Genomic DNA, 10,665 nt, shown 5'->3' with positions numbered 1-10,665 from the left:
CAAAGCAGCATAGCTAACCCCCGACGTATCCACTGTCCCGGGGTCAGGCCCTCCTTCGGCTTTGCTTTGGGTAAGCCAGAGCTGGACCATTTCGCCTACGGTGGGCACTTTACGGATCCTGGGTGCAATCTCTGGAGGTTGCCATGTGTCTAGATCGATGGTTTGCCGAATTGAAGCAAGCCACCCTAAAGCGGCTAACTCATCAGGAAAAGTAGTCTGCGCTTTGTACTGAATTCCATCCGGTCCTGTGTATCGAGCTTGGTAGCGACCGCTGCGCAATTTTCGGGTTGAGCCCCGTTTATTCCGTGCCATATCCGTGCCATAAATCCCCTGAAACAACCCATCGGGCTTTATGGTGCTATCTCAGGTAGAAAATCTATAACGCCCTGAACAGCGGAAACGTGAAAAACTAAAAGAACCGAAGTGAACTAAATCACTCCGGTTTCTCTCGGTCGGACTAACAGGATTTGAACCTGCGACCCCTACACCCCCAGTGTAGTGCGCTACCAAACTGCGCCATAGTCCGCCGTCACGCTTTGAGGACGCAACGTGATTAGATTACATCAGTCGTATTCACTGTTTCCAATCGCCTAGATGAGCTGTTGTTTTAACTAAAAGTCACCGGAGCTATAGACCCATTTCCCGTCTTGACGGCGGAACTGAGAACGTTCACGTTGGGAACCTACTGCGGCGCCCTTATAGAAGGCCTCAAATTCCACAACACCGGTGGTATCGAGCGGCCCGCCGTCCTCTGTGTCGATTATGTCTAGGCGATAAAAGCGAATTCCATTGTCCTCTAGGTGTACTCGCTCAGGGCGGGTGTCTGGGTCCCAGGTCCTGAGCAAGTATTCCTCATCACCCGTCACAAAAGCAGAGAAGCGGGAGCGCATCAAAGCCTCGGCAGTGGGCGCGGGTTTACCACCGTGATACTGCCCGCAGCATTGACTGAAGCTGAGGCCAAGCCCACAAGGACAACGGGCTTCTGGGCTTAATGGATTGAGCACGATCATGCGTGTACATCCACGATGTGGGCAGCGCCCAGAAGCTGTTCTATTTCAGAAGTAGTCGCTGCTTTGAAAAGCTCCGCCTTTTCGTCGGTGCTTAGGTTACCCACCAACTCAATGCGGCGTTCAAAAGTCTTGTCATGAACGTGGGTGACGGTTACCTCGACGTCGTCAAGCGCCATGCCCTTGGCCGCCTGCTTGATGGACTGAGTACTAGCCGTTGCCAATGCGGACATGAGCAGGCCCTCAGCGGTGAAACCTTGGCCTTTGCCTCCCTGCTTCTTAGTGCGGTCCGCAGGGACAGAGAGGTCATTGTGGCGCACCACAACGCCGAACTTGGTGCCCACTGCAGGCTGTGCCTGGGCTGCGGAATCGTCAACGTGCGCTGGCACGTTCTCTGGAACAATAAATTGCTCGAACCATGCGCCGATAAGGTCCGCCGCACGTGCGGCAGCCCCCTGCTTGGTCACGAGGTGATCCGCCTTATCGAGCGCCACCAAAGACTTGGGGTAGCGAGTCTTAAGGAAGATGTTCTGTGCATTATCGATGCCCACGGTCTGATCGATCGGGGAGTGCAGGATCATGAGCGGCTTGCGCAGGTGGCGCAGGTACTCCTCTGGATTGGTATCAGCAAGGTCTTCAAGGAAGTGACGCGAAATGGTAAGCGCACGTCCACCCAGAGTGACCTCAACTTCACCGTTTGCGTCGACCTCACCGATTTTGTCTGCGTAGTGAAGCACGGAGTGTGCCGGGTCGAAAGGCGCACCGATGGTAGCTACTGCCTTGAGTGAGCGGATTCCGCTTGCCGCGGCCAAGGAAGCGGCGCCGCCGAGAGAGTGGCCCATCAGCAGCTGCGGTGCGGAATAGTTCTCAGCGAGCCATGTGGCGGCTGCTTGAATATCGGCCACATTTTGGCTGAAGCTGGTTTCTGCAAAGTTGCCCTCTGATTGGCCCAGGCCAGGGAAATCAAAGCGGAGGGTGGCTACGCCGAAGTTGGTCAACTGCTTGGAAACGCGGGCGGCGCCAGGCGTGTGGCGGGAGCCTGCAAAACAGTGCGCAAAGATGGCGAATGCTTGCGGCGCAGAGTCTGGAAAGTCGATGGTTCCCGCCATCATGGTTCCGGTGGAGGACGGGAGCTTCACGTTCACGGATTGCATAAATTCTAGGATATAGAGCCTTCGCCACATAGGCCACAGTGGGTTAGCTAGAGTCGAAAGAGTTAAATGAATTTACGTTAAGTCGTTGGAAGTAACGGAGACGAGCATGGGTGCATTTGGTTGGTTCTGGAAAGCCATGGGTGCGCAGTCTGAGCGAAACGATAAGAAGTCCAAAGCGATCGTTGAAAGCTCAAGTTCTGCCACGCAGGAGCTAGCCGCGCTTGACGACGCCGCGGTTGCCCAGGCCGCGCGCGACTCCGTGCGGGATGGTGAAATTGCAGATAAAGCCACATTTTTGGCGGCTCTTGCGGTGGCCAGTGAACGCACCCTGGGAATGTATCCTTTCACCGTACAGTCCCAAGCCGTGCTCCGATTGCTCACCGGTGACGTCATCCAAATGGCCACCGGTGAGGGCAAAACTCTGGTTGGCGCGATGGCGGCAACCGGTTTCGCGCTCACGGGCAAGCGCGTTCATCTTGTGACGGTCAACAACTATCTTGCAGATCGTGATGCTGAATGGATGCGCCCTCTGGTGGAGTTTTTCGGTCTGACAGTTAGCTCAGTTACCGAAAAGAAGACAGCGGATGAGCGTCGCGCGGCATACCTTTGCGACATCATTTATGCCCCCGTCAATGAACTGGGATTTGACGTGCTTCGCGACAACCAGATCACGGATCGCTCCCAGACCGTTCAGGCCCGCGCGGATGTGGCGCTTGTCGATGAGGCGGACTCCGTTCTGGTGGATGAGGCCCTCGTGCCTCTCGTCCTGGCGGGCAATCGCCCCGGTCAAGCCCCCACAGGCCATATCACCAACGTTGTCTCCCGCCTGCGTGAGGACCTCGATTACGTCATTGCTGAGGACGGCCGCACGGTAGCGCTTACCGAAGACGGCGCAGCACGCGTCGAGCGGGAGCTTGGCATCGATTCCCTATATTCCGAGGAAAACATCGGCACCGTGCTGGTGAAGGTCAACCTTGCGCTCCACGCCAAGGCGTTGCTGATTCGCGACATTCACTACATCGTCGCAGACGGCAAGCTGCAGCTTATTGACGCCTCCCGCGGACGGGTAGCGGACCTGCAGCGTTGGCCAGACGGACTGCAGGCGGCCGTCGAAGCGAAGGAAGGACTCGAGGTTTCCGAGGGCGGCCGTATCCTTGACACCATCACTCTGCAGGAGCTGATGCGCCGCTACCCGCTGGTGTGCGGCATGACCGGCACCGCAGTCGAAGCAACGGATCAGCTGCGGCAGTTCTATGACCTTCACGTCTCGGTCATCGACAGGAACAAGGAGCTGCAGCGCTTTGACGAGGCCGACCGTATTTATGCAACGGTCGAGGACAAGTCCAAAGCAATCGTCGAAGAGATCGTTGCCATCAATGCCACTGGGCAGCCGGTGCTGGTAGGCACCCACGACGTGGCCGAATCTGAGGATCTTGCGGCAGCTTTGCGTGAGCGGGGCATTGCCGTGAGCGTTCTTAACGCGAAGAACGATGCCGAAGAGGCGCGGATTGTGGCCGAAGCCGGCGACATTGGGCGTGTAACGGTGTCTACTCAGATGGCAGGCCGCGGTACTGATATCAAGTTGGGCGGCGCCACCGAAGAAGATAGGGACAAAGTTGCCGAGCTTGGTGGCCTCGCGGTCATTGGCACCTCGCGGCATCGCACCTCGCGCCTGGATAATCAGCTGCGTGGTCGCGCAGGACGCCAAGGCGACCCGGGTCTGTCTCTGTTCTTCGTGTCCTTGGAGGACGACGTCGTCAAGCAAGGCGGTGGCGACGAAGCGCTGTCGGCGCAGCCGGATGAAACCGGCTTGATTCAATCGAAGCGTGTCTCTGACTTCGTGGCGCACTGCCAACGCGTTACCGAGGGCCAGTTGCTGGAAATCCACGCGCAAACCTGGAAATACAACCAGCTCCTAGCTGATCAGCGCATCATCATCGACGAACGCCGTGCAAAGCTGCTTGATTCCGCCCAAGCCTGGGAAGAACTCGAGCAACGTGCGCCGCAGCGGGCGGCCGAACTGGCAGAGGTCCCAGAAAGTGCTCGCATCGCCGCTGCGCGTGAAATCATGCTTTATCACCTGGACCTCGCCTGGGCAGACCACCTGGAACTCATGGATGATGTGCGTGAGTCCATCCATCTTCGTGCTATCGCGCGTGAGACTCCGATTGATGAATATCACCGTATTGCGGTGCGCGAATTCAAGGAGCTAGCACAGCGCGCGGTGGAGGAATCCGTGGATACCTTTAAGAAGGTCAGCATTGACGAAGCGGGGGCACACATGGAAGATTCTGGCTTGGCTCGCCCGAGCGCCACGTGGACCTACATGGTCTCGGATAATCCCTTGTCCGGCGGAGGAAATTCGGTGCTTAAAGGCATCGGCAATATTTTCCGTTAACATAATTTACGAAACAAATAGGGTGACGATGCTCGCGCGCGCGGGTGAGTCGCTAATATGGAATAAGTCAACATGAATCCGACCATTCGGAGGTAAAAATGAGCGAGCAGACCGGAACCCCGGAACCGCAGGTAGAAACCACTTCTGTATTCCGTGCAGACCTTCTCAAGGAGATGGAAAACGGCGCCGCGGCGGGTAACGAGACCTCCGTTGCTGGTGCTGAGAACCTCTCTGAGGGGCAAGCACTTCTCGTTGTAAAGCGTGGACCAAATGCTGGCGCCCGTTTCCTTCTTGACCAGCCCACCACCACTGCGGGCCGTCACCCAGAGGCTGACATCTTCCTTGATGATGTCACCGTTTCTCGCCGCCATGCCGAATTCCGCGTGAATGAGGGCGAGTTCGAGGTCGTCGACGTCGGATCCCTCAACGGCACCTACGTCAACCGCGAGCCTCGCAACTCCCAGGTACTGCACGTGGGCGATGAAATTCAGATCGGCAAGTTCCGTCTGGTTTTCATCGCCAACCAGTAATAACGAATCACGTTCGACCCTGAGAGAAGCACCAAGAGAAATATCGTGAGCGCAGCACAGTCCAACGCCGCAGCCCTGCGTAAAGGGGCAGTGAAGGCGAAGAAGGCCAAGACCATGTCGATCGGCGTCGTTTTGGAGCAGCTGAACAAGCAGTTCCCTGACGTTACCGTGTCGAAGATTCGCTTCCTCGAATCCGAAGGTCTGATCACGCCACAACGTACTGCGTCCGGTTACCGCCGCTTCACTCAGGAAGACGTTGATCGCCTTCGCTACATCCTGACTACTCAGCGAGACAACTACACGCCGCTGAAGGTTATTCGTGAGCAGCTTGAAGCCATGGATTCTGGTCAGGTTATGGCTATCGTGTCTGCGGGCAAGGCAGAAACACTTCTGCGTCCCGATCAGTTCCGTGCGCCGGCCGTCACCCGTTTGACTGACGCGGAAGTTGCCGCCCAGGCTGGCTCCACTGAAGCAGAGGTGGCAAGCCTGGTCAAGGTTGGCCTCATCTCTCCGGATGCGTCTGGATTCTTTGACGCTGACGACGTAGCCGCGGTTTCTGCAGCTGTGGCGCTCAAGGCCTTCGGCTTTGAGGAGCGTCAGCTTAAGTCCTTGCGCAACAATGCCCGCCGGCAGGCTGACCTCATTGCACGGGTTGCCTCCCCAGTGGCCAACTCCAAGTCTGACACCGCTGCTCACCAGGCGGAGGAACTCTCCCAGCAGATGACCGCGTTGGTCGTCTCCCTGCATGCCACTTTGGTCAAGACTGACCTGCGCAACGAGTACAACTCTTAAACAGACTCGGGGACTCAAGACCTTCCGGCCCACGGAACTCCCTACTTGCGCTGGGCCTGCCACCACGATCGGCCCAAATGTGGGAGAGTGGAGGGCATGGAAAAAACTAGTCTTGAGTTCCACGGCATCCATGTAATGGAGCCGGAAAATGAACTATGCGCGTTGCTGCGTTGGGTAGAAGGAAACAAGATCCTCCCCGTGTGGCTTTCCCCGCTTGAGGGGTCGCGCGTCATGCAGCGCCTCGACGGATATAGCGAGACTCGCCCTAACACGCATGATCTACTCCTGGAGTTCATCGAAATGGCCGGCGGCGTTGGCTCGATCGAGATAGTCAATTACTACGAAGGCACCTTCATGATTGACATCGTCGATGAAACCGGGGAAGTTCATGACGCTAAGCTCACCGATGCGCTTGTAGTCTCCGAACACTTTGGAGTTCCAATCACCGTCGATCAAGAGCTGCTCAATAAAGTGTCGGTGTTTGTGACGGCAGATGACATGGAAGCCTACTTCGGTTTTCACTTTGATCCCCCCGTTCCCCCCGCTGCGGAAGAAGCAGGGAAAACCCTCGGCTCAGACAGCTCTGCTTCAGGAAATCCCCAGGCAGATGCCGATTTTGAGGCGATGATGCGCTCTCTAGGTGTGTCTGAAGTGGACTTTCTTGAAGAAAACGATGGAAAAGAAACTAATGACACGCGTGTGACTAATGATGACAATGGGGATAAAGAAGTCTAAAGTTGCACTAGAGAGTTTGGTCATGCCTTGCCCTTGACGGGGTCAGGGTGGTGGCCTTTAATAAAGCTTTAGAGCTTCCAACAAACACCATTGGAGTAATTACGTGAGCATCAACGGCGAACGCGACGAGTACACCGCCACCTTCGGCACGGACGAAGGCTACGTTCAAGAGTCCCTTTTCGATGTGGGTCCTGACGAGGAACTGGGTTACCGTGTTCCAATCGCTTGCCAGGTTGCCGGCATTACTTACCGCCAGCTTGATTACTGGGCACGTACCAACCTGGTTAACCCTTCCATTCGTACCGCCCGCGGTTCGGGTTCGCAGCGTCTGTACTCCTTCAAGGACGTGCTTGTCTTGAAGATCGTTAAGCGTTTGCTTGACACTGGGATCTCGCTGCAGAACATTCGCGTGGCTGTTGATTCATTGCGCGACCGCGGTGTCAATGACCTTGCTGAGCTGACCCTCGTTTCCGACGGCACCACCGTCTACGAGTGCCGCTCCAACGATGAGGTCATCGACCTTCTGGCCGGCGGCCAGGGTGTGTTCGGTATTGCTGTGCCTGGCATCCTCAAGGAGCTCTCCGGCACCATTTCCTCTTTCCCGGCCGAGCGCGTCGACGAGTTCGAAGAAGAAACTGTTGTAGGAATCGACGAGCTCGCTGCTCGCCGCAAGCGCAAGACCTCTTAGGAGTTCTTTGACCAAAGCTATAGGCCCCGACTCAAGCTCACGTGAGTCGGGGCCTGTAGCTGTTTTGTTTGTCTGGCAGAATCTAGCCGCACTATCTACCTTTCAATTGGTGCGCGGCACGCGGCTGGTGCAAAGCGCTACGCGCCAGCGGCTGCCTTGAGTGCCTTGGCTACTGCTGCCTCATCGCTTGGGTCTGCAACGGCGGTGAAGGAATCTGCGGCGTCGTCAAGCACTGTGTCTTTGTCGCCTTCGCCAACGTGGACGACGGACAAGGTTACGTCCTTGGATTTGGCTTCGTTGAGTACTTGTTTGAATGTGGAATCATCCATGTCCTGCGCGGTGCCCGTGGTGACGAGGAGGACCTTAGCGTTCTTGCCAGTACCAGCAGCCTGTTCAGAGGCATTCGTCAGCGCGGCAGTGACTGCACTACGGGTTTGGGGAACACCACCGGTACCGAACTGCTGAACCGCAAACGCCACTGGGCCGGCCTCGCCGAAGCCAATGTTTTGGCGGTATCCCACTGTGGCGGTCTCGGAAATAGGTGAGGAATAGTTCCACAGGCTCACTAGGCCATCTTTCTCACCGAGAGCAGTGGCTGTTTCCGCTAGGGCCTGCGTTACAGGGTTGAAGTAGGGAGCGAGTCCCTCTGAAGTATCAAGCAGGACAAGGGTGTTGTCCGCGAAGGCGGCCCCAGCTTCGTTATCCGGCGCAGCGCTCATGGAGCTGGCGCTCGAATCCGCAGCCGTGGACGTGGAACTGGGTGCTTCCTTGCTCGTGGAAGCTGCGGCACTGGCTTCTGCCGTGGTTTCGGCGACTTCTGAGTCAGCTGCCGTCGTGGCTTTAGGGGAGTCCCCGCCCCGCAGAAGGAAGAACAAGCCCACCGCAATAGCGAGAATAAGTGCGGCCAGGAGGGCCAACACCCAACCCGCCATCGCGAACGTGTTCTTGCCATTGGAATGTCGTGCCATGAGTATTCCTTCCACACTGGACGGCTCGTGCCGTTTCCATAGCCCCACCCGGGCTTATGCTCACTTTATCGGTTTGTCATTGTAGCCGCCGACGCCTCATCCACGAGGGTGACAAGCCGTTGACGCAGCGGTTTAGCCTTGGCTGCCAGCGCACGTTGGCGCCCAACGTATTCAGCTTTGCCCTCTGGGGTTTCAATAGGCACCACGCCGAAGCCCCAATCACGGCAGTCATACGGCGAAGCCTCCATATCAAGAGTGCGGGCTTCAATGGCTAACTCCAAGGTTTGAATGAATAGCTCACCGGGCACCAAGGGGCCCAACTTCCATGCCCACTTGTACAGGTCCATCGTCGCATGGACGCAACCGCTCTGATCGCTGTCCGGCTGTCCTTCGCGCGTCAACACAGTGAGGTTGAGCGGACGTGCTGGCTCAGTGAAGAAGCGAAAAGCATCGTAGTGGGTGCACCGGATTCGATGGTTTTCGACGACCTCATTGGTGCCCGCCGCGCCCAAGCGCAGCGGTAAGTCATGGCGCGGAGTGTCCGTTTTATAAACCATCGCCCATTCGTGCAACCCGAAGCAGTCAAACTGTGCAGGATTGGCCGCAGTCTTTGCCATCAGGTTACGGATATAGGTGATAGATTCCCCGCGTCTTTGCCAGAAAGAGTCCAGATCAAGGTGTATCCCCTGACTCGTGCGGCGGTAGTCGCGCCACTCCTCGTGCGGAACCTGTCCCGGCTCGCCCAAGAGCGTAACCCCAAAGCCTGGGTGCCAACGTCGAAGATGAGAAGGCCGCACCGGGTAGTACTCGAAGAGGAAATCATAGACCGGGTGATAGCCACCGGGGTGGCGAAACTCGGCTAGGAGCTCCTCAGCACGTGCAACATGCGCATCGTAGCGGGGACGCCACTCGTTGGGCTGCAGCAGCATTAGCGCTGACCACCACCTCGGCGGCCCGAGCCCCCTGGCTTTCCATTGCGGGAACGGTTTCGACTGCCACGGCCACCCGCGCCACCACGGCCACCACGGCCACCGTGTCTGCCGCGTCCAGGTTGTCCAGACTGGTCGCCAGCGTTCTGGCGCTTGGAACTACCGCCCCGCGAAGCCGGATTGTTCTGGTGCGGCGGCGGGAGGGGTTCACCAGAAGGCTTGCGTGCGCCGGTAATCTTGGCGAGCTCCGGAGCGCCAGCAGGATTAGGTCGATCACTTAGATCAAGCTCGAAGGCTTTGATTCCGGCCTTCTTGATGAGCTTGGCAACCTCATCGCGTTGCTGATCCATGACCAAAGTGACCACCGCGCCAGAGGCACCACCACGCGCGGTACGCCCGGCGCGGTGCAGGTAGGCCTTGTGCTCAGCAGGTGGGTCCACGTGCACGACCAGCGAGACGTCCGCAATATCGATGCCGCGGGCCGCAATGTCGGTGGCCACAAGCACGGGAACCGAGCCATCAGCGAAACCCTCAATGGCCTTCGTGCGCGCGCCCTGGCCTTTATCACCATGCAGCGGCAGGGCATTGATTCCTACGCGGCGCAGCTTCTTGGCTTGACGGTCTACACCGTGCTTGGTGCGCATGAACAAGATGGTCTTGCCTTCGCGTGCGGCGATGCGCACAACCACGTCGTTGCGGCTATCGCGGTCCCCAACGAAAACCAAGTGGTGGGTCATGGTGTCTACTGCTGCTTCAACCGGTGCGGTTGAGTGTGTAACAGGGGAGTGCATGAACTGCTTGACCAGCTTGTCCACATCGCCATCCAGCGTGGCAGAGAAGAGTAAACGCTGTCCCTTCTTGGGCGTGAGCGCCATGAGCTTGCGGACCTGCGGGAGGAAGCCCATGTCAGCCATGTGGTCAGCTTCGTCGAGCGCAGTAATCGCGACGTCGTCAAGCGAAAGCTTGCCCTGATTGATGAGGTCCTGTGCGCGTCCAGGGGTTGCCACCAACAGATCTACGGGGCGGGCGAGCGAGCGGATGTGGTGGTTGATGTTCACGCCGCCGACCACAGAAAGGACGCGCAAGCCTAAAGCATTCGCGGGCTCATCGAGGCGATCGTGGATCTGCGTCGCGAGCTCACGCGTCGGTGCAAGCACCAAAGCGCGCGGGCGAGCCGGCTTCGAGGCACCAGTGTGAGTCAATCGGGTGAGGATGGGAAGGCCAAAGGTGAAGGTCTTGCCAGAACCCGTCGGACCGCGGCCGAGGACGTCTTTGCCAGCGAGGGCGTCGGGGATTGCCGCCTGCTGGATAGGGAAAGGTTCCGTGATGCCCTGCTTGTTGAGGACACGTACGATTTCTTGAGGTAAGCCGAGGTCGGCGAAAGTAGTCATTGCCCTTTAGCTTAGTGGCCAAGCCTCATGATTCCGTAATCCCGAAAGCACACAAAGTCCGGATTGACCGGCG

The 10,665-nt window shown here is 57.7% G+C and carries 10 protein-coding genes and 1 tRNA gene; 5 read left to right on the top strand and 6 right to left on the bottom strand.

Annotated features, from left to right (window positions below; all coding sequences use genetic code 11):
• Window positions 1-452: 452 nt before the first annotated feature.
• The 3 genes from HMPREF3148_RS01560 to HMPREF3148_RS01550 form a co-directional block, all read right to left on the bottom strand.
• Window positions 453-526, bottom strand: a tRNA-Pro gene (locus tag HMPREF3148_RS01560).
• Between the two features lie 85 nt (window positions 527-611).
• Window positions 612-1,010 (bottom strand): YchJ family protein, encoded by a 399-nt coding sequence (locus tag HMPREF3148_RS01555; RefSeq protein ID WP_049063610.1) that lies wholly within the window; start codon window positions 1,008-1,010, stop codon window positions 612-614.
• Window positions 1,007-2,161 (bottom strand): bifunctional alpha/beta hydrolase/OsmC family protein, encoded by a 1,155-nt coding sequence (locus HMPREF3148_RS01550; protein ID WP_070508587.1) that lies wholly within the window; start codon window positions 2,159-2,161, stop codon window positions 1,007-1,009. The genes HMPREF3148_RS01555 and HMPREF3148_RS01550 overlap by 4 nt, the downstream gene beginning before the upstream one ends.
• A gap of 106 nt (window positions 2,162-2,267) precedes the next feature.
• On the opposite strand from HMPREF3148_RS01550, the gene secA2 reads away from it, so the two are divergent.
• The 5 genes from secA2 (at window position 2,268) to HMPREF3148_RS01525 (ending at window position 7,304) form a co-directional block, all read left to right on the top strand.
• Window positions 2,268-4,559 (top strand): accessory Sec system translocase SecA2, encoded by a 2,292-nt coding sequence (secA2, locus tag HMPREF3148_RS01545; RefSeq protein ID WP_070508586.1) that lies wholly within the window; start codon window positions 2,268-2,270, stop codon window positions 4,557-4,559.
• 98 nt (window positions 4,560-4,657) lie between these two features.
• Window positions 4,658-5,089 (top strand): oxoglutarate dehydrogenase inhibitor Odhl, encoded by a 432-nt coding sequence (gene odhI, locus HMPREF3148_RS01540; protein WP_046646002.1) that lies wholly within the window; start codon window positions 4,658-4,660, stop codon window positions 5,087-5,089.
• A 45-nt stretch (window positions 5,090-5,134) separates the two neighbouring features.
• Window positions 5,135-5,881, top strand: a complete 747-nt coding sequence (locus HMPREF3148_RS01535) for a transcriptional regulator FtsR (protein WP_049063604.1) — start codon at window positions 5,135-5,137, stop codon at window positions 5,879-5,881.
• Window positions 5,882-5,977: 96 nt separating this feature from the next.
• A complete protein-coding gene (locus tag HMPREF3148_RS01530; RefSeq protein WP_070508590.1) occupies window positions 5,978-6,616 on the top strand; it encodes a bifunctional nuclease family protein in 639 nt (212 codons plus the stop codon).
• Window positions 6,617-6,725: 109 nt separating this feature from the next.
• Complete coding sequence (locus tag HMPREF3148_RS01525) at window positions 6,726-7,304, top strand: MerR family transcriptional regulator (RefSeq protein ID WP_100619455.1); 579 nt, start codon at window positions 6,726-6,728, stop codon at window positions 7,302-7,304.
• A gap of 137 nt (window positions 7,305-7,441) precedes the next feature.
• Here the strand turns inward: HMPREF3148_RS01525 and HMPREF3148_RS01520 are convergent, their stop codons facing one another.
• The 3 genes from HMPREF3148_RS01520 to HMPREF3148_RS01510 all read right to left on the bottom strand — a co-directional run bounded on the left by HMPREF3148_RS01520 (window position 7,442) and on the right by HMPREF3148_RS01510 (window position 10,592).
• Window positions 7,442-8,272 carry a vWA domain-containing protein gene (locus HMPREF3148_RS01520; protein ID WP_070508585.1) on the bottom strand — a complete coding sequence of 277 codons (831 nt, stop codon included), beginning with the start codon at window positions 8,270-8,272 and terminating at the stop codon, window positions 7,442-7,444.
• Between the two features lie 65 nt (window positions 8,273-8,337).
• Window positions 8,338-9,201 (bottom strand): hypothetical protein, encoded by an 864-nt coding sequence (locus tag HMPREF3148_RS01515; RefSeq protein WP_005531466.1) that lies wholly within the window; start codon window positions 9,199-9,201, stop codon window positions 8,338-8,340.
• Window positions 9,201-10,592: a DEAD/DEAH box helicase gene (locus tag HMPREF3148_RS01510; RefSeq protein WP_049063597.1), complete on the bottom strand. Its 1,392-nt coding sequence runs from the start codon at window positions 10,590-10,592 to the stop codon at window positions 9,201-9,203. The genes HMPREF3148_RS01515 and HMPREF3148_RS01510 overlap by 1 nt, the downstream gene beginning before the upstream one ends.
• Between the last annotated feature and the right edge of the window lie 73 nt (window positions 10,593-10,665).

The organism is Corynebacterium sp. HMSC05D08 (assembly GCF_001807215.1).
In the GTDB taxonomy this organism is placed as follows: domain Bacteria; phylum Actinomycetota; class Actinomycetes; order Mycobacteriales; family Mycobacteriaceae; genus Corynebacterium; species Corynebacterium striatum.
The sequence above is the reverse complement of the archived record's forward strand: the minus strand, read 5'-3'. Positions and strand labels throughout refer to the sequence as shown.

Excerpts from the sequence above, each read along its gene's own strand:
- odhI (WP_046646002.1), top strand. The coding sequence starts at position 4,658 with ATGAGCGAGCAGACCGGAACCCCGGAACCGCAGGTAGAAACCACTTCT.
- HMPREF3148_RS01555 (WP_049063610.1), bottom strand. The coding sequence starts at position 1,010 with ATGATCGTGCTCAATCCATTAAGCCCAGAAGCCCGTTGTCCTTGTGGG.
- HMPREF3148_RS01520 (WP_070508585.1), bottom strand. The coding sequence starts at position 8,272 with ATGGCACGACATTCCAATGGCAAGAACACGTTCGCGATGGCGGGTTGG.
- HMPREF3148_RS01515 (WP_005531466.1), bottom strand. The coding sequence starts at position 9,201 with ATGCTGCTGCAGCCCAACGAGTGGCGTCCCCGCTACGATGCGCATGTT.
- HMPREF3148_RS01530 (WP_070508590.1), top strand. The coding sequence starts at position 5,978 with ATGGAAAAAACTAGTCTTGAGTTCCACGGCATCCATGTAATGGAGCCG.
- HMPREF3148_RS01550 (WP_070508587.1), bottom strand. The coding sequence starts at position 2,161 with ATGCAATCCGTGAACGTGAAGCTCCCGTCCTCCACCGGAACCATGATG.
- HMPREF3148_RS01510 (WP_049063597.1), bottom strand. The coding sequence starts at position 10,592 with ATGACTACTTTCGCCGACCTCGGCTTACCTCAAGAAATCGTACGTGTC.
- secA2 (WP_070508586.1), top strand. The coding sequence starts at position 2,268 with ATGGGTGCATTTGGTTGGTTCTGGAAAGCCATGGGTGCGCAGTCTGAG.